Raw genomic sequence first — 25,924 nt, forward strand, 5'->3', positions numbered from 1 at the left:
CGTAATTTATCAACGCTCTATCAAACTATAGTAACAGAATAATTCTGTTACAGAGTGGGCTTGATAAAAGTTCTTAGAGACTTAAGGAAAGAGACTCCGTTTCCAGAACACCGCCGCTGCGAGGAGAAGTATGCAAGCTAAACTGATTAAACTCTTTGTTGCCCTAGTGACTATTTGGGCACTCTTATTCCCTTTTATCCAAGATAAAAGTCCGCAAGACACCGTATTAGATCAAGAGGATACGGGGGCGGAGGTTGTACCTAAGGTGCCCGAAAAGCCACTCCATAGCGTAAAACTACCTAATTTTGCAGCCATTCGTGATATCAAGGAGAAGAAAACGGCATTTTTCGACTTTATTAAACCGCACGTAGAAGCCGAAAATAAACAGATCTTAGAGCAGCGGGCAACACTTGAAATCGCCCTAATGATGCTGCAATTTGATGAAACCCTGACACGCAAACAAATAGAAAAGGTTGCATTGATTTTCACAAAGTATGATTTAAAAGGTGAAGCCATCAATGAATCTTCGCTTAAACGTGCTTTACGCCGCGTGGATATTATTCCTAAAGAGCTGGCGTTGATGCAGGCCGCTAATGAATCTGCTTGGGGTACGTCACGATTTGCGCGAATTGGGTTAAACTTTTTTGGTCAATGGTGTTACACCAAAGGCTGCGGTATGGTGCCGAAACGGCGAGAAGATGCGGCCGATCACGAAGTAAGAGCCTTTCAGTCGGTAAGAGCCGCGGTCAAATCGTACTTTAGGAATATCAATACTAATGATGCATACAAAGACTTGCGCGCGGTACGAGCAGAGCTGCGAGCTCAAAAAGCACCGATTGACGCTACAGTATTAACAAGTGGCCTTTTGAGTTATTCAGAGCGTGGTGAAGACTACGTAAATGAACTTAACGATATGATAAGGCATAACCGAGCGTATTTTGATGAAGAATAAGATTGTACTTGTCCTGATAATGACACTTTGGAGTGCGATAGCGTCCGCTAAAACGGTCACCTTTGCATACGACAGCTTTTACGACAGACTGAAAGTGGTAAATAAAGGCGAGTTTGAGTTTGCACGTGTGGGATTTTACCTTGTCGATACACTTAGCATGCAGGCGTGTAAAATCACGGCGGGTAATATTGTGACCGAGGAAGCGAGCTTTCCATTGTCGTACACCAATGAAGCGCAATTATTGCTACCATTTGACAAAGAATTGGACAAAGACAAAGCTAAAGTGGTAATTGAAACGAAGGGCGAAAGCTCGGACTGCCAGCTAAAAATGCAGATTGAGGCCGAGTTATTTAATACGAGATCTCTAAGCAAGTCTGATCTGTATAAAATGCAACAGGAGTTTGAAGAGTTGCTGGCTGATCTATCAGGCTTCTTTATTAAAAACCTGTTGTCATTTTTGCTGCCTGAGCAACAGGGAGTCATCGTGACCTTTGGCAGAAGTCAAAACGTCACAGATGCTACAGTGAAGTGTGAGTCGCAAGTCTGTCGAATCAGTGTCCCGAAGACGTGGTCAAACGACAATACTCACTTTGCCGACTCTGCAAATGTGAAGTCAGTGCAACCTTGGTTGGCATTATAGTTAAGTAGTTACAACACGATCATTGACGTCTTTAAACTTTAGGCTAAGAAACCGCTCTTATTCAGTAAAGATTTTAGGCGTCTTATCAACTTTTTGAAGCTGTTTGTAAAACGCTTCTCCTCCCTGTAATCCCAATTTCAACAATAATTCATACTGATAAATAACGATATTCTTTCGTCGCGAATTTCTGCTATTAAACCCCCAAAATGGAAACTTAATGTTAAATAAATGCATTGTTAAAGTTGCTTTGGTATGCTAATAATGGCTGGATTATTAAAAAAACTACAGTGTAATTATTAACTTAAGGGGAAACAGGATGACCTATAAATTACCACTCAGTGCGCTCTCAATTGCCGTATTAATCGGCATGAATCAACAAGTTAAGGCCGAAGAGACGACGCAAGTTGAACGTATTGAAGTGACAGGCTCTCACATTAAAAGAACAGACTTAGAAGGTCCGTCACCAATTCAAAGCTTGTCAGCTGCTGACCTAGCTTCAACGGGATCTACCGACCTTATTGGGGCGTTACAAAAGCTGCCTGTGTCGGGTACTGGTACTTTTAGTACACAAGGTAACTCCAGCGATGACACCGCAAATGGCGGTTCAAGTGTTGCATTAAGGGGATTAGGAGCATCATCTACGCTTGTTCTTATTAATGGTCGTCGTGTTGCCGTGAGCCCGTTTGCAAAAGATATAGAAACATCATTTGTGGACTTAAATACCATTCCTGTTTCATCAGTTAAACGTATTGATATTTTAAAAGACGGTGCTTCTGCAACTTATGGTTCTGATGCGGTCGCAGGGGTTATTAATATTATTTTACGTGACGATATAGACGGTTTCGAGGTCGCTGGTAAATTATCCAACACCGCCGATGGTGGGGCTGAAGAACAGAACTTTACTCTTCTTTGGGGATCGTCAACGCAAAATGGCCATCATAATTTCTCACTCGATTATTTCAAACGCGGTCACCTAACTTATGCCGATCGTGACTACACAGCTTCTGCTGATCAACGTTTTCGCGGTGGTAACAACTCATTAAGCTCTGCAGGTATTCCCGGCAGCGTTGAGGTGATGAGAAGCATGCTAACAGACGAACAGTGGGCAGGATTACCAGTCGTTCGTGTTGAAGATGATGGCACTCAGGTAAGGCAGACTATCTTTACGGACGTATGGGGGAATGACAAATGCGACCCTGCTTTAGATATTGGTGATATCTGTCGCTACGATTATGCACCGTACATGACTGCTATTCCGTCGACGGAACGTATTAGCTTTAACTACAATGGCGTACAAGAAATCATCGATGGTATTGAAGGTTTTGCCGAAATCTCGGCGCAGCACTCTTCAACTTTCATTCAAGGTGCAGGTAGCCCGAGCTTTACAGAACTATTTATGGATGGTGATAACCCAAACCACCCATTATTTAACGATCCAGACCACTTCTTACATGGTGTAGATATTTCAATGCGTCGTCGAACGGTTGATATCGGCAACCGTAAAAAAGATGTCGATTCAGAATACTATCGTGCAGTCCTTGGAGCACGTGGTGAGTGGAACGCGTGGTCTTGGGAAGTTGCGTACTCTGCTATTCGTTCAAGTGCAGTTGAAAAAGGCTTTGATGGTTTTCCTAACAAGCTAAGAGCGCAGCAAGCGATTGATGAAGGTTTATGGAACCCATTTGAACCAAGCACTAATACAGAAGCCGGTTTGGCGTTTTTTGAAACTACCACTACGCGTTATGGTGCATCAACCATGCAGTCACTAGATGGTACTATCTCGGGCGAATTATTTGAATTGGAAGCCGGCTACGTTGCCGCAGCGTTTGGTTTTGAACATCGCTACGAGAAAATTGAAGATAACCCGGATAGTCAATACATCAGAGGCGAAATCTTTGGTACAGAAGCAACGCAAGCTAACGGAGATCGCGATAATACTGCGATATTCGCAGAATTTAGCGTACCAGTGCTAGATACACTAGAGCTGCAATTAGCTTTGCGTTATGAAGACTATAGCGACTTTGGAACTACAACAGATCCAAAAGTAGCATTCCGTTGGTCACCGCTTGATAGTTTAGTGGTTCGTGGTTCTTGGGGGACAGCATTCAGAGCGCCTTCTCTTGTTCAGCTACATCTTGGTAGAACAGACGAATCACCAAGCGTGATAGACCGTGAACGTTGTCGCCAAACGGGTGCTGATGATGATTGTAGCCCGTATGAATACACTGCGATTGTGTCTGGTAACAAAAACCTACAACCAGAAGAGTCAGAAAACTACAATTTAGGTGTAGTGTGGCAAGCAACTGATGACTTTAGTATCGGTGTAGATTACTGGAATTATGATCAGGAAGATCTCATCAAGAAAATTGGAGCACAGAAGTTAGTTGATTGTTGTGGTACCGATCCTAATCTGGTAGTTCGTGCGCCTAATCAAGGTAGCACACTTGGTCGTATTCTCTCCATTAACGACACCTTTGTTAACATTGGTGGTCGTGAAACAGACGGTTTCGATGTTAACTTAGCCTATGCATTAACTACTCGTGAAATGGGTGAGTTTAAGTTCAATTACAACTTAACTTACGCGCTTAACTTTGAAGAACAGTCGTTTGAAAGTGACGAACAAGGTAACACATTCAATGTTGCTGAAGATCTCAATGGAGAGTATCAGCATCCGCAGTTCCGCTGGACAGCGGGTATGGACTGGGCTAAAAACGATTGGCTTGCAAATATCAGCGTAAACTATGTTGATTCTTATAAAGATCTTGCTGACAGTGATGGCAATAAATATGAGATTGATTCATGGACTACTGTAGATACAAGTGTCAGTTATATTGGCGTAGAAAAGCTGACAGTAACTCTAGGTGCATCTAACTTGTTCAATGAAGAAGCGCCGCTTGCTCCTTCAGAGTCAATGGGAATTGACAATAAAACGCACAGTATCCTTGGTCGTCAAGCATACGTGAAGTTTGCATACCAATTCTAATTCGTTAACGTTTATTAAGATGAAAGCCGCGCTTTATAGCGCGGCTTTTTCTTATACCAATTCGCTTAATTAAGTGGCCTAGCTTTGAGATGGAAAGGCTTACCGGTAACTCCATGTCCAAATCCTGCAATAACTAAAGTACTCATATGCATAGGCACGGAGAATCTTCTGCTTAATCTTATTCTGTACTTAGGAAAAAATGGCAATGAAGAAAAGGGTATGGATAGCAGATATGTCGCTAGGAGAGTATTGAGTTAGCTTATTGAGGAGAATAACGCAGCTATTATAACTAGCTGCGTTATTGATATTTACGCTTTTGCTTTAGAAGTGGTTTCTTCCAGTTCTTTTGCAGCATCAGGGTCGTTGAAAACATCAATATCAAATTCGTTTTCAGATTTAGCGACAGCACAAGTTACCATACAGTCACCTGTTACGTTAACTGCTGTTCTTGTCATATCTAATAGTCTGTCTACACCAATGATAAGCGCGATACCTTCAACAGGCAATCCAACTTGGTTAAGCACCATTGCAAGCATGATCAAGCCAACACCAGGCACGCCTGCCGTACCAACTGAGGCAAGAGTCGCAGTCAAGATAACCATGAGATAGTCATTGATGGTGAGGTCTACGCCAAATACCTGAGCGATGAAGACCGTTGCAACACCTTGCATGATAGCCGTGCCATCCATATTAATGGTTGCACCCAGAGGGATCGTAAAAGAGGCAACTGAGTTATGCGCACCTAGTTTCTTAGTCGCGGTCTCCAGTGTTACGGGCATAGTTGCACTTGAGCTTGACGTACTAAAGGCAAACATGCATGCGTCTTTCATCTTCTTCAGGAAGATAATAGGGCTCAAGCCTGTTAACAGCTTGAACAAAATTGAATAGTTAATGAATGCATGAATTAGCAGAGCTGCCAACACTACCATAAAGTATTTGCCGAGCTCGGCGATTAACCCCATGTCGATGGTTGTAAACAACTTAGCCATTAAACAAAATACGCCATATGGAGCGACATTCATCAATAAAGTGACTAGCTTAAGCACCACTGTATTTAGGTCTTCAAATACGGTTGCTAGGCGAGCACCAGCATCGCCGCTGAGCGCCATAGCGATGCCAAATAGTAGCGCAAAGACGATGATTTGAAGCATGTTACCGTTGGCCATCGCGTCAATTGGATTGGTCGGGAACATGTTGATTATGACTTGCACAAGTGTCGGCGCTTGCTTTGCGTCAAATGACGCGCTGTTTGGAATTTCAACGCCACCACCCGGTGCAATAAGTAGTGCGAGCGTAATCGCTACCGTGATTGCGATTGCTGTTGTAATGAGATACAAACCAATGGACTTACCACCCAAGCGGCCCAATTTTTTTGGGTCACTAAGGCTACATGTGCCACATACAAGGGAAATAAACACTAAAGGAACAACAAGCATTTTTAAGCTTGCAATGAAGATCTGCCCACCGATGTGGAATAAACCGTCAACGAAGAAACCTTTAATGGGGAGGTCAAAGAGACCTAAAGGAATAAGTATTTCTTTATTCTTACCTAGGATGGCTTGAAGGGTGAGGCCTAGTACAACCCCCAACACCATGCCTATCATAATGCGCGCCGTTAGGCCCATTTTTTTATTTTCTGACATTGCCCTAACACTATGTATCTTAAAACTGCTAAAGCTTAACAGGCTTGGCGCAGATGAACAGCATTTCACGACAGAAAATCTACCTAATCTAATAAAAAATTGTGATTTTATCGATAAAATTGGGTTACTATTGAACAATAATAAAATTAACTTAGCTAGGGAGATAGGTGAATGCCCTTGATGCGCTATTTTAGCATACTGATGCTAGCATTCTTACTGACCGCGTGCGGTGGCGGTGGCAGTATTCAAAAAGATACAGATAATGGTGATGATGGTAGCGATGGCACTTATGCCATTACGCTTTCAGGAGCGGATACTAGTGGTAATTCTACGAATACACTTTCATCTTCATCTCCTTTAGTAATCACTGCCACGTTAACAAAAGATGGTAGCCCTCTGGCAAATAGTCGAGTCGTTTTTGAGAGCGACGAATTTGCAACCATGGAACCCAGCTCAGGGTCTGTCCTTACCAATGATGAGGGTAAAGCGTCAATTACTCTAAAAGTAACTGCTACTGTAGGTGCTGGACGTATTACGGCGACTTACACTCAAGGCGATAATAGTGCAACGGGATCTTTTGATTTTACCTCTCAAGGTGGCGGCGATGACGGCAATGTAACAGCGTCTGCAAAACTTGAGGTCATGCTATTAAGTAAATGCCCTGCTGGATGGGATGATAGCCGAGATCAGGCCATGATAGATCCTATCGCTGCTGGGTGTACTCGCGTCAATCAAGTATCGTCAAACGAGACGGCTGATGTATTCATCAAAATGACATCTAGCCAAACTGGCGATGCTATTGCCAATGGGTTAATTAGCGCTGAAACTACTTTAGGGACTATTTTACCATCGACAGGCACTGCGTTGACGGATTCTTTTGGTATTGCAATCTTAAAGTTTCAGCCTGGTAACCAAGGTGGCGCAGGTACCATTACCGTAAACTCTCCAGATTATGTCGATGTCACTCAGGCTATCAATTTTAATGTTGGTGTTGCTCAGTTGAATGTTACGATTGACAACGGTTTGGTGGATAGCAATGGCGTCCAACAAAAGCTTTCCGCAGGTGGAAGTACGGTTATTACTGTGACACTGAAAGATCAGAATGGGGCATTAATCAATAGTGCTGTTGAAGTTGCATTTAGCTCAGCTTGTTCTATAGCAACCCCTGCGCTGGCCGAATTAGATGAAACGGTAAATACCTCCAATGGCTTCGCCCGCTCTACTTACCGTGCAAAAGGTTGTCAAGGCGAAGATAGAATTTCTGTTACTATTCAAAACGGCAGCTCTCCAATAAATCAAGAAACAATTATTGAAGTGGATAGTGCACTTGCACAAGCGGTACAGTTTTTACCTGAGGAAGATGGATTTAATCAGTTTATTGCTTTACCTCCAGGTGAAGGCGGTTTACCAACCCAATCTGTTGTGAGCTTTAAACTGGTAGATGAAGATAACCTTGCAATTCCACGTGCTCGAGTCGACTTTAGGTTGTCAGATGAGCAAGGTCTTGCATCGCTGACGCAAATTACCGGAAACACCAATGCAAATGGTATTGTAAGAACGACTGTTAAGTCTGGTATTGTGCCAGGTCCGCTCGTTGTTAGTGCATGTTATATCCCTGAAGAATCTTACGCGAATTTACCTGATGGTGATGCGATTACCTGTTGGACGGATATCGCCAAAGCATGTAATGATGCAGATGCATCAAACGACGATGCTCGTTGTCCTACAGGCGTAATGCATACTATTGAGCTAAGTGAGCAAATATTTGGCGTATCGTCAGGGTTAATTTTAAGCTCAGGTGTCACAGATCAGGATACGTTTGATGCCTCCCCTGTTACATTCAATACCAACTCGCTTAATTATAATGGGGTAACGACAAATATTACCTTGTTCTTTGGTGATCAATTCAATCAGTTTAATGCTGATGGTGTCGCTGCAACGGTGATTGCTGAAGCCGGTGCTATTGGTAGTACTGAGTCTGAGGACACTTATGATTGTAGAACGAATAATGCTGCTTGTACTGTGGTATGGCGCAGCCAAGGAGATAGACCTTTCTATGAATATCGTTGGGGTAACCGCATTGGTGATATAGATGGCAATGCGAATACCTTTGAAGCGGTAGCGCCTAGGCTAGCAGCTACATTATCAAATACTCAAAAGCAAGACTCAGCTAATTGGAACTGTGACCCATATTTTGGTAGTGCTGCACCATGTATTAATGGCATGCTACGACAAAAAGACGCTTCGTCGGGTGACGATGCTGCAACTGCGCTTAGACGAATTGTAATGGGTGGGCGTGTAAGTGTGTTGGCTTTTGTTAAAGGCCAAGAAAATTTCAGAGATGAGCAATCAAGCGGTGGTGTAGAGCGCCGTAATGGTCGATTTGATATTGGCGAATATCGCCAAGAGTTTGACCTTACAGAAGCATTCCTAGATACCAATGAAAATGGTCGCTTTGATAAAGAGAATTGTGATTCTGCCGCAAACACTGGACCTTGTTCTCCAACCGGAACTGTAAATGGCGGTCATGACGATTGGTGGATGGATAGCAATAACAATGGTCGCTTTGATTTTGATAACGATGGTAACGGTGTTTATGAAGGGGACGGCAAGTATAATGGCTTGCTTTGTTCAGAAGCCGCTGAAGCTGCAGGAGAATGTACGAAAGAGCTAGTTAATGTATACAGACAATTTGAATTGATAATGTCTGGTGATAATGCTTTTGTGCGATTTACAGTGCCGGCTGCGCTTGCAGGTTCGAATACGTGCCCAAGTGGGAATGGCTTAGTGCTTGAACCATCTGGAGTAGAGGGAATGTGCGATCTCGCCGGTGTAGATTTTACGGCAGCAGGTAGCCCTTCAGCTGTTCCTATTACAATTTATTTCACTGATGAGTTTGGTAATCCGCTTCCGGCTGGCACAGAAGTCGAGATTTCAACAAATAACGGTGAATTAACCAGTGGAAGTGTGTCTGGCACCTTAGGGAATTACACAAGTGACAAGCCAAACTTCTTCAACGTTACGTTGGCGAGGGAAGCTGAGCCAAACAACAAACTTTCTGGTGTATTAGGGATCAAATTTACTTTTCCAGCTTTGGGAGATGATGATGACGAACGAAAGACACAATCAATAGGAATAAGCGTTACAGACGCAGGATAATTCAACAAATGCCAACTTTCGGGTTGGCATTTTTGTTTCTATTCCTTTATATTCCCGTGCCTTAACCTTATATATATGAATGCGTCCCTAAATTGGCTGAATATTGTACACAAATTGGATAATAATTCGGTGATCAGGGAAAAGTTAGTATTTTTAGCTTGTAACAATAGGTGTTTGTAGATATACCTATAAGTAATTTAACGCCCAAGTAAGGGCAAACATCAGACAGAATCGGTCAAAAATAGGCAGCTATGGGCAAATCGCTAGTAATTGTAGAGTCTCCCGCGAAGGCAAAAACAATCAATAAATACCTCGGCAAGGATTACATTGTTAAATCCAGTGTAGGCCATGTTCGAGATCTTCCTACCTCAGGGGCAGGTAAAACGAAAGGCTTGGCAACTAAGTCGCCAGCTGAAGTACGTAAAATGTCACCTGAAGAAAAAGCGCAATATAAAAAGCAAAAAGATTATGCAAATTTAGTTGCGAGGATGGGGATTGATCCTGAGAAGGGTTGGGAACCGCATTACGAAATTTTGCCGGGTAAAGAAAAAGTAGTTCAAGAACTACAAAAGCTTGCTGAAGATGCTGACCATATCTATCTCGCAACCGATTTGGATAGAGAAGGGGAGGCCATTGCTTGGCACCTTGAGCAGATTATCGGTGGCGATGAGAGCAAGTATAAGCGTGTGGTCTTTAACGAGATCACCAAAAACGCGATAACTCAAGCGTTTGAGGCGCCTGGCGACCTTAACACCGACATGGTATATGCGCAGCAGGCAAGACGATTCCTTGACCGTGTTGTTGGCTTTATGGTGTCCCCGCTGCTTTGGCAAAAAGTAGCAAGAGGGTTATCGGCAGGTCGTGTACAATCTGTTGCTGTGAGATTACTTGTTGAACGAGAGCGTGAGATTAAAGCGTTTATTCCAGAAGAGTTTTGGGATATTCACGCTGATGTTAAAGCAACAAAAGATGATATTCGCCTAGCGGTTACTAAGTTTAAAGGCGAAGCATTTAAGCCAGTAAATAAAGCGCAAGCTGATACAGCCGTACAAGTGCTTGAAAACAGTGCTTACGAAGTAGTCAAGGTTGAAGAAAAGCCAAGTAAGAGTAAGCCGAGTGCGCCATTTATTACCTCGACAATGCAGCAAGCGGCAAGTACTCGTTTAGGCTATGGCGTAAAGAAAACCATGATGTTAGCGCAGCGTCTATACGAGGCGGGTTACATCACCTATATGCGTACAGACTCGACGAATTTATCAAACGATGCGTTAGAAATGTGTCGTGGCTATATCGATAGTGAATTTGGTAGTAAGTATTTACCAGAAGCACCGCTGCGTTATTCCGCAAAAGGCAACGCACAAGAGGCGCATGAGGCAATTCGTCCTTCTGATGTGACAATCTTATCCGGTCATTTAGACGGCGTAGAGGCTGATGCTAAGAAGCTCTATGAGCTTATTTGGCGTCAGTTTGTGGCGTGTCAGATGATGCCTGCAGAGTATGACTTAACGACGCTGACCGTCGCTGCGGAAGATTACACGTTAAAAGCGAAAGGGCGCGTGCTACGTTTTGATGGTTGGACACGTGTACAACCAGCCGTTCGTAAGAAGAATGAAGAAGAGCAGGCGCTTCCAAGTGTTTCAGTTGGCGACAAGCTTGATCTTATTGCAATTGATCCTAAGCAGCACTTTACTAAACCACCAGCACGTTTCAGCGAAGCAAGCTTAGTTAAGGAATTAGAAAAGCGTGGTATTGGTCGTCCGTCTACCTATGCTGCTATCATTTCGACGATTCAGGACCGTGGTTATGTTCGAGTTGAAAACCGCCGTTTTTACGCTGAAAAAATGGGCGAGATCGTTACTGACAGACTCGTTGAGAATTTCAATGATTTAATGGACTTTGACTTTACCGCCAAAATGGAAGGTCGCCTTGATGATATCGCAGAAGGTGAACGCTTATGGACGCAGGTACTTGATAAGTTTTACGCCGACTTTTCTAACCAGCTAGAAATTGCAGCTGGTGATGAAAGTGAAGGCGGCATGCGACAAAATGTGATGGTCGAAACAGACATAGATTGTCCTACATGTTCACGTAAGATGGGTATTCGTACTGCTTCTACTGGGGTATTCCTTGGCTGTACAGGCTATAACTTACCGCCAAAAGAGCGCTGTACTACGACAATTAATCTCGTGTCAGGTGATGAAGCGGTTGCCGCGGATGCGGATGAAGAGGCGGAAGCCGAATCTCTTCGTCATATGAAACGTTGCCCAATTTGCGAAACAGCAATGGATTCATATCTTATTGATGAAACGAAAAAACTCCATGTATGCGGTAATAATCCTGCATGTAAGGGCTATGTCATTGAGACAGGTGCATTTAAGATCAAGGGCTACGATGGACCACTGATTGAGTGTGACAAGTGTGGCTCGGATATGCAGCTTAAATCTGGCCGTTTTGGTAAGTATTTTGGTTGTACAAATGAAGACTGTAAAAATACACGTAAACTATTGAAAAACGGCGAAGCTGCGCCACCGAAAGAAGATCCAGTTCCGCTACCGGAACTAGAATGCGAAAAATCGGACGCGCATTTTGTGCTTCGAGATGGCGCTTCAGGTATTTTCTTAGCGGCGCACACATTCCCGAAATCACGTGAAACACGTGCTCCTAAAGTATCAGAGCTAAAACGCTTTAGAGATAGAATTTCACCTAAATTCTATTATCTGGCTGATGCGCCTGAGCAAGACTCGGATGGTAATCCTGCGATTGTTCGTTACTCTAGAAAAACCAAGACACAATATGTGATGACAGAAGTGGATGGTAAAGCGACGGGTTGGAAAGCGACGTATAGCAATGGTAAATGGGTAGAAGAAGAGAAAACTACCAAGAAAAAGAAAGCTTAACAGCTAGCCAAACATCGATAAGCGTCTTCGGATGCTATGGATATTTTGTCCAAAATGTTATTAAAAACAAAAGGCCGTTCAACGTATTGAGCGGCCTTTTCATCATGAATGCCATCACTTAATTAAGCGAACTGGTATTATACCAATTACACTAATTCTCCAAGCAATTTGAAGGGTGAAATAACTCATTTACTTAAAACAAATGGTGTTATTTAATGTTTACGTCTTTGACTTTTTGATAGCCAGTTGCTTCTAGCTCGTCGTTAACGCAATTCAAAACATATTTTTTCATCTCAGATGCTTGTACATCATCATCTTTTGCCCAATCAAGGCACATTTGAGTTAACTCTTGAACCAAATCTGCAGGCGCGACTGGTAACTCTTCATCCGCTTGTACTTGTACACAAGCAAAAAGAGATAGAGCGATGATTAATGATGAAACTAAGGTTTTCATTCGTGTTACCTGTTAGTTGAAAGAACAAGCATGTTTTAAAGCAAAATTTAAAATAAGGAAAACGAATTAATTTTCTCCTTAAGAGCAGAAAATTGATTCAAATTTACATTAATAAATGGTGAGAAATACAAGCGTTGATGCTACATTTAAAGGTTAAGTAAAACTAACTAAACATGGTGAAAATCAAAAACATGGAGCAAGAAACTAAGTCTGCGAATGAGCAATTTAATCGTTATGAATATCTCTTAGAAAGAACCTTATTTAAAGGAAGATGGCTGTTAGCGCCTTTCTTTGTTGGCCTACTGCTCGCGATTGTGTTGTTGTTACTTAAGTTCTTTAAACAGCTTTATGTGATGACCATCAGTGCGCTTACGGCGACAAACCAAGAGTTACTCATTGGTATCTTAACATTGGTTGATACGGCTTTACTGGCCGGGTTGTTGATCATTATTATTTTTAGTGGCTACGAGAATTTCGTTTCTAAGCTCAATGTTGAGCCCCAAGAAGATAAGCCGACTTGGATGGGAAAGGTTGGCTTCTCGGGCCTTAAAATCAAATTGATCAGTGCCATCGTAGCAATATCTGCGGTAGAACTACTCAAAGTCTTTATCCATTCTCAAGACTTAACCAGTGAGCAGCTTGCTTGGAAAGTAGGCATACATATTACTTTCGTGATCTCTGGGGTGTTGTTTTCGGTTACCGACTTTATTAATAGTCGAACCCACTCCCATTAAATATAGCGGATAAAAAGAGTGATAATCGACTTATGCTCACTATCACTCTTTTATTCTTATTAGCACAGTCTTTGGTTCGTGCTACGCCTATATGAGCAACATCTCGGATCCGAGCACGTCTTAGTCAAACTTTCTATTACTGTAAAGGAGCAATGAAGTGGCTACCACAACATAGCCCAATAACAGATATAGAGTGGCAACTGAGTGTTCGTGATTTAACAGGTAAGATTTAAACGCACTATGTAAAATGATTACGAACATGCACGAAAGTGACAACGTAAGGGCGCTCGTTATGATGCTCCCTAGTGCAACGCAAAGAATAAATCCTGCAACCGAGCCGATAAATATCATAAGGTAGAAAACCACAGTCTCAAATGTGGTAAGGAAGCTGCAAACCAGCAGTACTGTAAGTTGAAACAAAGATAAGCAAAAGCCAAGCTTAACTGCTGCAACGTGATAGGCCTGTTTAATTGATTTTAGGCTTGAATAGACAGGTAATAGATAGAGCTGGTCCCATGTCATTTTTGTTTGTAGTTTGGACCAACAGACAAAAATAGCGACCATCAAAACAAGCATATCGGTAAAGCCAGTGATAAATTGAATTGTGACTCCAAAAAAGCCGACTGCCACAATGGCTAAAAGCCCAGAGAGAAAAAATATTTGACAAGTTTGTATCAACAGGTTGCCTGAAAAATAGCTCATCGGCATAAAAAATTGCCTAAACCGCTGAGTGAGGAAATCAGGGGTAAAGGTATTACTCGGGAGCCAGCCAGTCTGTATATTATTTATGTAGGTTTGATATGCCAAATGATGCCATTGACAGTTATTATTTCGTGTAATCAGCAGATAAACTGCCACTAATATGAAGGGAATGGCGAGTAGTGCTAAAACTTGTGGAGTATCACCAAAAAACATAGCGAGCATGAGTACGAGCATGAAAACGTAGCTATTATGTTTGAAATAAAAGCTATTTCGAATACATAATAAAAAGAAACTACCACCAAAACTTGTTGCAAACAACATGGCATAAGCAACTTCTGGCGCGGGGCGGTTGAAAAGAGCGAGTGCATTGAACATGTAGCCAACGACTAGTATTACAAGTCCTTGTAAGTATACGTGCCGTTTAATTGCAGGGAATAGTAATGCGCTTTCCTGTGCTTGTAATTTCACTAACTGCCAGCAAAAAGCCATCCATAAGGCGCTGATAGCAAAGACCAAGCTAAATGTTTGTATGTTTTGCTCTTCTATTAAGGTTAATAATGGTGTAGCAATAGAAGCTAAGATCCCCGGAATGAAAAAATTTGCAGAGCCACACTCTCGTAACCAAAAGCCGGAAAACCCTGTCCACCAATTGCGCCGAGTTAACGTGCTCATGTGTGTAGCTCCACAAAAAGTTGTTCAAGGTTGCTATGGCTTTGCTGTAGGTCCGTTGGCCAATTTGAGCCGTCTTGAGCTTGGTAAATGCTAAAACGTTCAGATTGGTGAAGCAGCTCTGCTGATGGAAGGTTGCTTGTAAGGTGATGCGGAACAAGTCTAATCTGTTCCTTCAGTGTATCTAGTTCGCCAGTAACCAATACCTTACCATCTTTAATAATAGCAATATGACTCGCGACGCGCTCAACGTCAGATGTAATATGCGAGGAGAAAAGTACACCAGAGCCGGACTCAAGCGCTAGCTCAAATAAGTCCGACATAAATTCTCGGCGTGCGATGGGGTCGAGATTTGAAACAGGCTCGTCAAGGATCAGTAACTTAGGTCGATACGACATCGCCATTATCAGCGCTAAGCTTTGTTGCTGACCAACTGAAAGGTTACTTACTAGCTTGTTTTCGTCTAACTCGAAGCGAGAAAGCCACTCTTGTTCTAGCGTATTATCCCAATTTTGATAAAAGCTGCGGTGCAGTGCGAGGGCGTCTTTGACTTTAAAACCTTGATAACCACAGGGTTGCTGTGGCACATAGCCAATTTGGCTCTTGCATGTAGGACTCAGCTCTAGATTGCTGCTGTTGAGGCAGCTAACTTCACCACTATTTTGTTCGATTAGTCCAAGTGCAATTCGCAGTAGCGTAGTTTTACCTGCACCGTTTCGTCCCAGTAGACCCATAACCATACCAGGTTCAATAGTAAGGTTTATGTTTTCAAGAACAGACTTGTCGGAAAATTGTTTATGGATTTTGGTGAATTGTAGTAGTGGGCTTGTCATTATTCTTGTCCCCAGTTTTTATCTATCAATGATATCAACTCAACCTTGGTGATCCCAAGTTGTTTCGCATCATTAATTAAAATATCTAGGTTTTTGTTGAGCAGACTATCGGTCTGTTGTGTGGTTGGCTGTTGTGCTACTCGTGTCGGCTGACCGCGTCTTCGTTCAAGCCAACCTTGATCGACAAGTTGCCCGATTGCTCGAGAGACAGTCATCGGATTTACCGAGAAATGTTCAGCTAGCTTTCTTACAGAAGGTAGCTCTTCTCCGGCTTGTGCTTTACCTGACACAATTAAACGCACTACCTGATCAAATAGCTGCTTATAAATCGGCTCTGCGCTGTTGGGGTTGACATGAATAAGATCTAGCATTACTCTAATTCTACTGTATTAATACAATAATACACTGATACACTCACTTAAAGTTAGCATACTGACCGTGAGTCAACAAGGAAATAACTATGAAAAAGCCATTTAAGTTTAAGAAAAGCTTAGTAAAGCTAGCGCTGCTTCCTTTCGTTTTAGGAACTGTGCTGCCATTACAAGCAGCAGCATCAACAGCAGAATTATCCGCTTGCTATGCAAAGGGGCTCGATGATAGAGCACAATGCGGCAAAATCTCACAACCATTAAGTGAAACCAAAACAGAACAAAAAATTGATATTCACTTTATGGTTATTCCTGCAATAAAACAGCTTTACCCACAAGAAGCGATTATTGCGTTTGCAGGGGGGCCTGGACAATCAGCCACCGAAATCGCAGCAAATTTTGAAAGGATCCTTAAATACGCTAGAGAAAGTAGAGACATCATACTTGTTGACCAACGGGGAACCGGAAAATCCAATCTATTGCAATGTGATATGGATAACCTTGAACAACAATTTGCGCTAAATGATACCTTGCTGGGTCTCGATTTTTACAAAGAAGATGCCCTAAAGTGCAAAGAAAAACTAGACACAGATCTTTCCGATTACACAACTGTTGCGGCAGCAAAAGATTTTGACGCGGTAAGAACCGCACTCGGTTATAGCAAGTTACACTTATACGGTGGCTCATATGGAACACGCATCGCACTTGAGTATATGAGACAGTTCCCTGATAGTGTTGCATCGGCCGTGTTAGATGGTCTTGCACCCAATAACCAAAGTTTAATGGCGATTGGTGGCGCGATAGAAGAGTCATTGAACGCCCTATTTGCACAATGTGAAGCCGATAAAAAGTGTGCAAATAATTATCCTAATCTAAAGCAGCAATGGCAAAGCTTGCTGGAGCAAGTTGGGCAAACGCCGATAGAGGTTTCTGTGCTTCACCCTAGAACCAGTAAACCGCTCGCAATGACGATGACCAAAATGAAGCTATTTAGCGCGATTAGGATGGCGCTTTACTCTCATACCTCCCGAGCATTGGTGCCGCTTGCGATTAGTGAAGCGACTAAAGGTAACCTTGCTCCTCTAGTTGGCATGATGGCACCAAGTGAAGACGGCCTTGGATTGGCCATGGGGATGCATCAGGCAATTGTATGTGGAGAAGATTGGCCACGATTAACGGCTGCGGACAAAGCGAAATATGGTGAAAACTATATGGGTAAGATGATGATTACAGGATTGGATGCGACGTGCCCAATTTGGAATGTGAGTCCGGTGTCGAGTAGTTACTATGAACCCGTTGCGTCCGATATTCCAACCTTACTACTTTCTGGCGGATTAGACCCAGCAACGCCTGCTCAGTGGGCCGAAGTTGCGATGGAAAAACTAAGCAATGCCACACACTTAGTTGCACCAACGGCAACGCATATTGTCGCAGGACAAAGCTGTGCTAATAAGCTTATTGCTAAGTTTTACGATGAAAAGACAGTGGGAGACTTTGATACCAGTTGTCTTGAAGAAGACACACGCAAACAATTCTTTATGAACATCAATGGCCCTGCAACAGCTGATAAGGAGTAACTCATGATCCAAGTAGATAACTTACATAAAAAGATTGGTGAAGTGAACGCGCTAGACGGGCTGTCATTTACCGCTCGTGATGGTCAAATTACGGGACTATTGGGACCCAACGGAGCTGGTAAAACGACTTGCTTACGGACCGTATTTGGCCTGCTTCAAGCTGATCAAGGTATGGCGTCTATCGATAGTATTGATGTTGCCAAAGAGCCAACCAGGGCAAAACAACAATTAGGATTGTTCCCTGACCCATGTGGGCTCTACGAGCGCATGACGCCGCGTGAATATACCCAATTTTACGCTGAACTAAGTGGAATGGACGCAAAATCGGCCGCTACAGCGACGCAAGAAGTATTAGAAAAGCTACAAATGTTGGATATCGCGGATAGACGCTGTAAAGGCTTTTCACAAGGCCAAAGAATGAAAACGGCGTTGGCACAGGCAATTGTGCATAAACCAACGAATATTGTACTTGATGAGCCAACACGTGGTTTAGATGTAATGAGTACCAGAGTGTTACGGGATTTGTTGATGATGCTTAAGGCGCAAGGTCACTGTGTCTTATTTTCTAGCCACGTGATGCAAGAAGTTGCAGCACTTTGTGATCATGTGGTGGTCATGGCGAAAGGCAAAGTGGTCGCGGAAGGTTCTCCAGAGGCCCTATGTGAACAAACAGGTAAAGCGTCGCTTGAGGAAGCTTTCATTACCCTGATAGGTACAGATGAAGGAATTGCAGCATGATGAAATTAATCTCAGTTTTATTTAAAAAAGAAGTGTTAGACGCAAGCCGCGACAAACGTTCAGTGATGGCTGGCCTTTACTATTGTATCGGTGCACCTATTCTAATGTGTGTATTGTTTACCGTCATGTTTAAGCAAATGGCTTCGCCTGAAGCACTCAAAATCACCATTAATAACGCAGAAAATGCACCAAACTTAGTACAATTTTTAGCGAGTAAAGAAATTGAACATGGTGAAGGCGAAGAAGTTAAAGCCATTACCTTGGAGATCAGCGAAGATTACCAAGAAAATATGATGCAAGGTAAGAGTGCGACGGTATTTATCATTGCTGATAAATCGGAGCAAAAGTTACGTTCATCAATTAACCGGCTAGAGCGTAACCTCATGTTATACAACAGCGAAGTCGCTTCATTGCGATTAGTCGCGCGTGGTATCGATCCGACTATTGCACGTGCGATTGATGTCCAAACTCATGACCAAGCGACACCGACCTCTAAAGGTGGCTTCGTATTAGGTATTGCAACATTATCTATTATTATTTCGCTATTTTATGCGGCGATGGGTATGGCGATTGACAGTAGTGCAGGGGAGCGTGAACGTAACTCATTACAGCTATTACTTAGCCATCCGATCAGCACCATGCATATTGTGTTAGCTAAAGTGGGGGCAATCGCAGGTTTTTCTATCATTGCTTTAGTGTTAACCACCATAGTATCTAAGTTTGCTTATAATATGGTGCCATGGGAAATGATGGGCTTTACAGTGGTCATTGGTCCTAAATTTATTATTTCAGCAATTATAATTGGCCTGCCTATTGCGTTAATGTCTGCCAGTTTATTGATATTTATCTCTTTCTTAGCTAAATCATTTAAAGAAGCGCAATCTTATGTGGCGATGGCGCTGTTCATCCCGGTAATGATGAGTATGGCAACGACCTATGACATTGCCACTGACATTATGCAGTGGATGCCGATCGCAGCGCAGCAAAATGCAATGATTGAAATCATTAAAGGCAATGCGATACCGGTACCACAACTATTATTGTCGAGCGCGGTCACACTGGGGTTGTTTGCTATTTTCACCTACCTAAGCAGTCGTATGCTAAAAAGTGAAAAGGTAGTGTTCGGCCTTTAATTTATTTGTTCCCAACTATGGCGCCCAAAGCGGCGCCATTTTTGTATTTTACCTCATCTTAATTTCACGTATAATCGGCGCCCCATAATTGATGTAGTAATGTACTAGCGCGATAACGCGCACAGTACGCAGTTGAGTAAGTATGAATACGGCACCTAACACCATGACAGAGCAAGATAATCGCAAAGAAGTTTTAGAGTTTAATAAGCTGCAAAAGCGTCTGCGCCGTAATGTCGGCAACGCCATCAAAGATTACAATATGATTGAAGAAGGCGATGTGGTGATGGCTTGTATCAGCGGTGGTAAGGATTCATTCGCCATGCTGGATATTTTACTTAGCCTAAAAAAAGCGGCACCAATTCACTTTGATGTGGTCGCGGTCAATCTGGATCAAAAGCAGCCTGGATTCCCAGAGCATATTTTGCCAGAGTACTTCGAAACGTTAGACATTCCTTATTATATCATTGATAAAGATACCTACTCAGTCGTAAAAGAAAAAGTACCAGAGGGAAAAACGACTTGTGGCCTTTGTTCACGCTTGCGCCGTGGTACTTTGTATTCATTTGCTGAAAAGATTGGCGCGACAAAAATCGCACTGGGTCATCACTTAGATGATATTGTTGAAACGCTGTTTTTAAACATGTTCTACGGTGCGAGAATGAAAGCGATGCCACCCAAACTACGTTCTGATGATGGTCGTAATGTGGTGATCCGCCCACTCACTTATGCACGTGAAAAAGATCTTATTCAATACGCTGAACACAAGGATTTTCCTATTATTCCGTGCAACCTATGTGGTTCGCAAGAAAACCTGCAACGTCAAAATATTAAATCTATGTTGGTTGAGTGGGACAAGAAGACGCCAGGTCGAGTAGAGAATATTTTCAAATCAATTCAGAATGTTAGTCCAAGCCAACTGGCTGACACTGAACTCTTTGATTTTGAAAGTTTGCCTCTAGATAGAGACGGTGAGCGAGAAGCTTATGATTTTAACGAAGCAGTGGTTTCCTCGACAAACATTGATGAATCATTGTTCATTGATGTAACCAATATTTAATTCTCAATAGTGATTTACCCAGACTAGCCTAAATAGTCTTATACTTCTTAACTATTTTACTTTTTGGCTTGCACAGCTCAAGTAAATGGAATGTGTGGCTGTGTATTTGCCGCACATTCCAATCTAAACTTGTGATCAGCTCTTTTCTCTAGCAGCTGTTATTCCGAGTCTACGCCTTAGTCTTCTAATGGGGATTTATAGCCATCAGGCTTTAGTGCTAAGACATCACAATCTAAGCTATCAATCACATGTTCAGCAGTATTGCCAACCAGCGCTGCACTCAGTCCAGTGCGACCGACAGTGCCAATGACCACCAACTCAGCGTCTTTTTCTTTAGCAACGTAGGGGATAACGTCCTCTGGTAGACCTTCTTTGATGATGCAGTCGCTTTTATCTATTGAATAAGTTTCTGCAAGTGCAAACGTTTCGTCTTCATGGTGTTTTTTCACGGCTTCATTGTATTGCGATGGGTTAAACTCGGGAATTTCAATGGCAATATTAACAGGCGTTGCTGGATAGGTGTTTACCAGGCTCAATTTGGCATTGGCTAATTCACATAAAAACTGAGCATCCGTAATGATACGTTTATTAAGTTCTTGATGTTGCTCGTTATCGCTGACAGAGTTTACCGCTGCAATAATGTTGCCTTGATCTGGCCAAGCGTGATCTTTAACCAGTAATAGAGGCGCAGGGCATTTGCGAATTAAATGCCAATCGGTTGGGGTGAAGATCACTGATTTCAGGGTGTCGTGTTGATGCGTAGATTTAATGACCAAATCATAATCATGCGCAAGCACGGTTTTGATGATCGCTTCGTAGGGGCGATTGTGCCACAACACTTTAGTTTGGATACTCACATCAGAAAAGTCCTTAACCATATCGGCAAGCCATGCTTCTCTGTCTTTGATCACCGCTTCACGCATTGCTTCACGCTCGTCTTTAGACAACATCGTGGTCATTTCATAGGAGAAGTCATAAATAGACATAAATGCAGTGATGGCTGCACCGGTACGCTTGGCAAGATTGATAGAGCGTTCTAAGCTATTTTGGCGCTCTTTAGTTGGATCAATTACGGTGAGTATACTTTTGATTTTATCCACGACTATCTCCTTAAAACGGTATACAAATAAGGTCAGAAGCTTTTCACCTCTGACCTTATTGAGTGTAACCGATCCTATCTAAGGATAAAGTCTTAACGATAAATAGTTTGTTCTAAATCAAGATGCAATCGCGGCTGTTTCAGCTAGGGCTGCAGCATCAATAATGGTAATGAACTTGCCTTCGACCTTTATTGTTCCAGCTTTTTGGAAACGGCTGAGTAAACGACTAATGGTTTCTACAGTAAGACCCAAGTAGTTACCAATTTCACCGCGCGTCATCGTAAAGCGGAATTCTTTACGAGAAAAACCACGCTCGCCAAAGCGATTTGAAAGGTTATAGATAAAAGTTGCTAAGCGTTCTTCAGCAGTCTTTTTATTCAGTAATAACAACATTTCTTGGTCGTAATTGATTTCACTGCTCATTAATCGCATGATCTGTTGGCGCAGTTTTGGCAGCTTACCAGCTAACTCATCAAGGGTGTCAAAAGGGATTTCGCATACCATAGAGGTTTCTAAAGCTTGTGCGAAGCTTTGGTGCTGCATTTTATTAATGGCATCAAAACCCACAAGATCGCCCGCAAGGTGAAATCCTGTGATCTGCTCATCACCTTGTTCAGACAGTGTGTAGCTTTTAAATGAGCCGGAACGAACGGCAAAGATAGCATTTAATGGCGCACCTGACTCGAAAAGAAAATCTCCTTTATGAAGCGGCTTTTTACGTTCAATGATCTCATCTAGCTTGTCCATTTCACTGCCATTGAGCGAAAATGGGAGACAAAGTTGACTGATACTGCAATTATTGCAGCTGATTGTGCATTGGCTCTTTGAGCGGTTTTGATTACTTAAGTCCATAAAATTTCCATAAGTCTATGACGCACGTGAAGGCAACCTAGTACAAAGCATAACGGCTTTGGTACTACAGATCGCCACAAACTCATATGACACGCAAAAGAAAATTTGGTTATCAATTGGAGCTCCTAATCTCAAAGCGCTAACCAATAATCTTAAATGATGAGTTTGCTTAGATAAGGATAGGTTAATGTACTAACTTATCAGTTGCAATAATAATTAAATAAACACCATACCAAATCAATAAATTACCCATAATAATACGTGTAACTAAATGATTTATAAACTTTTGTAGCAGCTGAGCCGATTGTCCTATTACAATCATTGCAGGCATTGTGCCGACACCAAAGGCGAGCATAATGAGTGCGCCTTCAGTTGCTGATCTCGCTTGTAATGTCCATGTTAAAGCCGAATAAACTAGGCCACAGGGTAGCCAGCCCCATAAGGCGCCGTAGCAAAATGCTTTGGTTTTTGTGTTGACCGGGACTAAGTAGCGATTGAGCTTAACAATATGTTGCCAAATTAAGCTTTTAGCAAACGACTCTAGCCATTTTAAGGTACTGGCTAAGCGCATTACGTAGATAGCGACAAGCACCATAAAAATACCACTCATCAATTGTAATATAATGGCGAGAGATGTGTTTTGCTTGGCGAGACTTGCCCCGAGTAGGGCAACAAGGCTGCCAGCAAGCGCATAGCTGGAGATACGTCCGATATTATACAACAGGGTAACAACCACCGCAGAAAGTTGCTTGCTCGCCAGTTGTAGCGAGCTGGCAATACTGCCACACATCACCAAGCAGTGGCCACTTCCCGCAAGCCCCATCACAAATGCACTCAGCAAGCTTATCTCATTCATGCTAGTTGTCGTTATTACTTTTGTCATTTGATGGTTTTACGGACTTATCACCCGTTTGCGCTTTATCATCATCGAATAAGATGCTGTGGCCCTGTTTATTCAAATCTGAAAATTGTTCGCTTTTTACTGCCCAAAAGAAAATACCAATAGCAATAATGACGAATAAAATGGCGATAGGTATTAATACGTAGATGATACTCATAGCTTTAATAACCTTAATGAATTACCGATCACGATGATCGAGCTGGCTGACATGCCAATAACTGCTATCCAAGGTGGAATAAGGCCAAGTGCAGCGAGTGGCAAAATGGAGCCGTTATACAAAAGTGATATGGTTAAGTTTTGCTTTACTATTCTGCGCGTTTGTTTCGCTACTTGCTGAAGGGCTAGAATGGCATTCAAATCGCTATTTAACAACACTACATCAGCGGTATTTTTTGAGATATCAGCGCCGGTATCCATCGCAACTGACAAGTGAGCGCTATTGAATACTGGGCTATCGTTGATGCCATCACCTACCATAGCGACAATCTCGCCTTGTTTGGACCAAGCCTCAACGGCTTGTTGCTTAATCTCTGGTGTGCAAGCGCTTTGGTAGCTATCTAATGCTAACTGCTGCGATAACTCTTTACCTGCATTGGAGCTATCCCCAGTTAGCATATGGCATGTAAGGCCCGCTTGTTGTAACTGTTCAACAACTGTTTCTGCATTGCTTTTTACTTTGTCATTGAAGTAAAAGTCAGCGACTGCGTTGTTATCAATGAACAAGGTTGCTTGAGCAAATGACGCGTGGTTATCAAACCAATGGCTTTTCCCAAGGGCAATAGTGATTCCTTGCCAGTGACCACGGATACCTGAACCAGACACAACTTCAACATCTTGGACTAGGTTTTCGGTTGGGGTGATATGTGCAAATGCGCGAGCGATAGGGTGCTCAGAAAACCGCTCTAACGCTGCTGCAAAATCCAAGACTTGTTGCTCGTTATAGTCAGTTTGTAGCAATTCGATATGTTTGATTGAGAAACGGCCTTCGGTCAGTGTGCCTGTTTTGTCAAAGGCAACACGCGTTAATTTGGTTGCCGTTTCTAATACATGGGCCTCTTTAATCAAGATCCCTTTCTTTGTAAGTGACGCCACGGCGCAAGTCAGCGCGGTGGGTATAGCTAGGCTCAATGCACAAGGACAGGTTGCTACTAGCACCGAAATCGTGACCCAAAAAGCCTTATCTGGTGAAATGGGATACCAGCCGATGGCGGTAATTGAGGCAAAAACTAATAGACAGGCAACAAACCACTGCGCGACTTTATCGGTGATTTCCACCAACTTAGGGCGTTTGGTTAGTGCGTTATGTTGCAGTCGAATAATTTGGTTGAGCAGGGTATTTTGCCCAATTTTATTGATCTCTAACGTAATTATACCGTCGTGATTCACGGTTCCAGCATACACTTGATGGCCTTGATATTTCTTAACTGGCAAATGTTCGCCTGTCATCATCGACTCATCAACTGTGGTATGGCCTTTGATCACTAAGCCATCCGCAGGGATAGTTTCTCCAGCCTTAACTAATATCAGATCGTTCAGTTTTAGCTTTTTGGCGGCAATATGTTGCTCATTGTTATTCTCATCAACCTTTCTGGCGGTCAATGGCAGCAGCTTTTGCAGGTTTGCAGTAAACTCACTGGCTTTTAATCTGGCCCTGAACTCAAGGTATTTACCTAACAACAGCAAGAAGGTAAACATACAGATGGATTCAAAATAGACTTCGCCGACTTCCATAAAAGTCGCGTAAGTACTGGCGCCGTAAGCTCCGAATATAGCAAGTGAAACAGGGAGATCCATATTCAGTTGTTTAGCTTTCAGCCCTTTAACCGCATTCGTTAAAAATGGCATCGCTGAATACAGAATAACAGGAGAGGCAAGCACGAGACTTATCCAACGAAAGTACTGTTCAAAGTTCTCTTCCATGCCTGAAAACATGCCAAAGTACATGGCAAATGCAAACATCATCACTTGCATAGTCATGAGGCCAGCAACGCCTAAACGACGGATGTATGCTTTCGCTACGGCTTGTTTCTGTGCAGCTTCTTCATCGGCTTGAAATGGGTAGGCCTTATAGCCGATTTCCATCAAAGATTTAATGATATCGCTAAGCTTAACGTGTTTATCTTGCCATACAATCATGGCGCGGTGAGTGGAGGTGTTAACATCAACACGAACGATACCACCGAGCGCCAGCAGTTGCTTTTCGATAAGCCAAGCACAAGCGGCGCAGCTTATTCCTTCAACACTGAGCAGTACCTCTTTATGTTCTCCGCTAATTTCGACGAAGTCCTCTTGGATCTCGTCGTTATCATAGCTGAGTAGCATTTTGAGTTGTTCAGGTACAAGCTCTTCAACTTTACCTGCACTTTCTGTGCGGTAAGTATAGTAGTCACTCATACCTTGAGAAATAATGGTTTCGGCAACGGCCTGACAGCCAATACAGCAAACCGGTTGTGCGCTACCCTCAAAGGTAACCGAGCCTACAAACCCTTTAGGAATAGGCTCCAAACAATGAAAACACGAATTTGCCATGGC

20 protein-coding genes are annotated in these 25,924 nt (G+C 42.8%); 10 read left to right on the forward strand and 10 right to left on the reverse strand.

All coding sequences use genetic code 11. The features are described 5' to 3' along the window. The first annotated feature begins 130 nt into the window (after window positions 1–130). The 3 genes from L3V43_RS11060 to L3V43_RS11070 all read left to right on the forward strand — a co-directional run bounded on the left by L3V43_RS11060 (window position 131) and on the right by L3V43_RS11070 (window position 4,575). Window positions 131–952 (forward strand): glucosaminidase domain-containing protein, encoded by an 822-nt coding sequence (locus L3V43_RS11060; RefSeq protein WP_010605030.1) that lies wholly within the window; start codon window positions 131–133, stop codon window positions 950–952. Continuing rightward, complete coding sequence (locus L3V43_RS11065; RefSeq protein WP_102056979.1) at window positions 942–1,592, forward strand: DUF2987 domain-containing protein; 651 nt, start codon at window positions 942–944, stop codon at window positions 1,590–1,592. Before L3V43_RS11060 ends, L3V43_RS11065 begins: the two co-directional genes overlap by 11 nt. A gap of 316 nt (window positions 1,593–1,908) precedes the next feature. Beyond that, window positions 1,909–4,575 (forward strand): TonB-dependent receptor, encoded by a 2,667-nt coding sequence (locus tag L3V43_RS11070; protein WP_102056978.1) that lies wholly within the window; start codon window positions 1,909–1,911, stop codon window positions 4,573–4,575. Between the two features lie 308 nt (window positions 4,576–4,883). On the opposite strand, the gene L3V43_RS11075 is transcribed toward L3V43_RS11070, so the two are convergent. Further along, window positions 4,884–6,218 (reverse strand): dicarboxylate/amino acid:cation symporter, encoded by a 1,335-nt coding sequence (locus L3V43_RS11075; protein ID WP_174168722.1) that lies wholly within the window; start codon window positions 6,216–6,218, stop codon window positions 4,884–4,886. Between the two features lie 180 nt (window positions 6,219–6,398). Between L3V43_RS11075 and L3V43_RS11080 the strand changes: the two genes are divergently transcribed. After that, complete coding sequence (locus L3V43_RS11080) at window positions 6,399–9,377, forward strand: hypothetical protein (protein WP_237116523.1); 2,979 nt, start codon at window positions 6,399–6,401, stop codon at window positions 9,375–9,377. A 251-nt stretch (window positions 9,378–9,628) separates the two neighbouring features. Continuing rightward, entirely contained in the window at window positions 9,629–12,274 is a 2,646-nt protein-coding gene (gene topA / locus L3V43_RS11085; RefSeq protein WP_010373951.1) for a type I DNA topoisomerase, read from the forward strand. A 208-nt stretch (window positions 12,275–12,482) separates the two neighbouring features. Here the strand turns inward: topA and L3V43_RS11090 are convergent, their stop codons facing one another. Then, window positions 12,483–12,728 carry a hypothetical protein gene (locus tag L3V43_RS11090; protein ID WP_010605025.1) on the reverse strand — a complete coding sequence of 82 codons (246 nt, stop codon included), beginning with the start codon at window positions 12,726–12,728 and terminating at the stop codon, window positions 12,483–12,485. Between the two features lie 173 nt (window positions 12,729–12,901). Between L3V43_RS11090 and L3V43_RS11095 the strand changes: the two genes are divergently transcribed. Further along, the gene (locus L3V43_RS11095) at window positions 12,902–13,462 is read left to right on the forward strand and encodes a TIGR00645 family protein (RefSeq protein ID WP_010605024.1); all 561 of its coding nucleotides are present in this window, start codon (window positions 12,902–12,904) and stop codon (window positions 13,460–13,462) included. 120 nt (window positions 13,463–13,582) lie between these two features. On the opposite strand, the gene L3V43_RS11100 is transcribed toward L3V43_RS11095, so the two are convergent. The 3 genes from L3V43_RS11100 to L3V43_RS11110 are packed head-to-tail and all read right to left on the reverse strand — an operon-like array spanning window position 13,583 to window position 16,037. Then, on the reverse strand, window positions 13,583–14,836 hold the full coding sequence (locus tag L3V43_RS11100; RefSeq protein ID WP_010605023.1) for a hypothetical protein: 1,254 nt from the start codon (window positions 14,834–14,836) through the stop codon (window positions 13,583–13,585). After that, window positions 14,833–15,666: an ABC transporter ATP-binding protein gene (locus tag L3V43_RS11105; protein ID WP_102056975.1), complete on the reverse strand. Its 834-nt coding sequence runs from the start codon at window positions 15,664–15,666 to the stop codon at window positions 14,833–14,835. The genes L3V43_RS11100 and L3V43_RS11105 overlap by 4 nt, the downstream gene beginning before the upstream one ends. Next, the gene (locus L3V43_RS11110; RefSeq protein ID WP_010605021.1) at window positions 15,666–16,037 is read right to left on the reverse strand and encodes a GntR family transcriptional regulator; all 372 of its coding nucleotides are present in this window, start codon (window positions 16,035–16,037) and stop codon (window positions 15,666–15,668) included. The genes L3V43_RS11105 and L3V43_RS11110 overlap by 1 nt, the downstream gene beginning before the upstream one ends. A gap of 89 nt (window positions 16,038–16,126) precedes the next feature. On the opposite strand from L3V43_RS11110, the gene L3V43_RS11115 reads away from it, so the two are divergent. The 4 genes from L3V43_RS11115 (at window position 16,127) to ttcA (ending at window position 20,539) form a co-directional block, all read left to right on the forward strand. Further along, window positions 16,127–17,611 (forward strand): alpha/beta fold hydrolase, encoded by a 1,485-nt coding sequence (locus tag L3V43_RS11115; RefSeq protein ID WP_102056974.1) that lies wholly within the window; start codon window positions 16,127–16,129, stop codon window positions 17,609–17,611. Between the two features lie 3 nt (window positions 17,612–17,614). Then, window positions 17,615–18,349, forward strand: coding sequence for an ATP-binding cassette domain-containing protein (locus L3V43_RS11120; protein WP_095729531.1), 735 nt, complete (start codon window positions 17,615–17,617; stop codon window positions 18,347–18,349). Continuing rightward, window positions 18,346–19,482 carry an ABC transporter permease gene (locus tag L3V43_RS11125; protein WP_010605018.1) on the forward strand — a complete coding sequence of 379 codons (1,137 nt, stop codon included), beginning with the start codon at window positions 18,346–18,348 and terminating at the stop codon, window positions 19,480–19,482. The genes L3V43_RS11120 and L3V43_RS11125 overlap by 4 nt, the downstream gene beginning before the upstream one ends. A 163-nt stretch (window positions 19,483–19,645) precedes the next feature. Beyond that, a complete protein-coding gene (gene ttcA / locus L3V43_RS11130) occupies window positions 19,646–20,539 on the forward strand; it encodes a tRNA 2-thiocytidine(32) synthetase TtcA (RefSeq protein WP_010373971.1) in 894 nt (297 codons plus the stop codon). 176 nt (window positions 20,540–20,715) lie between these two features. Here the strand turns inward: ttcA and uspE are convergent, their stop codons facing one another. The 5 genes from uspE to L3V43_RS11155 form a co-directional block, all read right to left on the reverse strand. After that, window positions 20,716–21,639 carry a universal stress protein UspE gene (gene uspE / locus L3V43_RS11135; protein ID WP_010605017.1) on the reverse strand — a complete coding sequence of 308 codons (924 nt, stop codon included), beginning with the start codon at window positions 21,637–21,639 and terminating at the stop codon, window positions 20,716–20,718. 117 nt (window positions 21,640–21,756) lie between these two features. After that, window positions 21,757–22,491 (reverse strand): FNR family transcription factor, encoded by a 735-nt coding sequence (locus L3V43_RS11140; protein WP_010373979.1) that lies wholly within the window; start codon window positions 22,489–22,491, stop codon window positions 21,757–21,759. A 184-nt stretch (window positions 22,492–22,675) separates the two neighbouring features. Continuing rightward, window positions 22,676–23,347 (reverse strand): sulfite exporter TauE/SafE family protein, encoded by a 672-nt coding sequence (locus L3V43_RS11145; protein ID WP_102056972.1) that lies wholly within the window; start codon window positions 23,345–23,347, stop codon window positions 22,676–22,678. A gap of 1 nt (window position 23,348) precedes the next feature. Next, window positions 23,349–23,549, reverse strand: coding sequence for a cbb3-type cytochrome oxidase assembly protein CcoS (ccoS, locus tag L3V43_RS11150; protein ID WP_102056971.1), 201 nt, complete (start codon window positions 23,547–23,549; stop codon window positions 23,349–23,351). After that, complete coding sequence (locus L3V43_RS11155; protein WP_235367738.1) at window positions 23,546–25,921, reverse strand: heavy metal translocating P-type ATPase; 2,376 nt, start codon at window positions 25,919–25,921, stop codon at window positions 23,546–23,548. Before L3V43_RS11155 ends, ccoS begins: the two co-directional genes overlap by 4 nt. Window positions 25,922–25,924 lie beyond the last annotated feature (3 nt).

The organism is Pseudoalteromonas sp. L23 (assembly GCF_021728455.1).
In the GTDB taxonomy this organism is placed as follows: Bacteria; Pseudomonadota; Gammaproteobacteria; order Enterobacterales; family Alteromonadaceae; genus Pseudoalteromonas.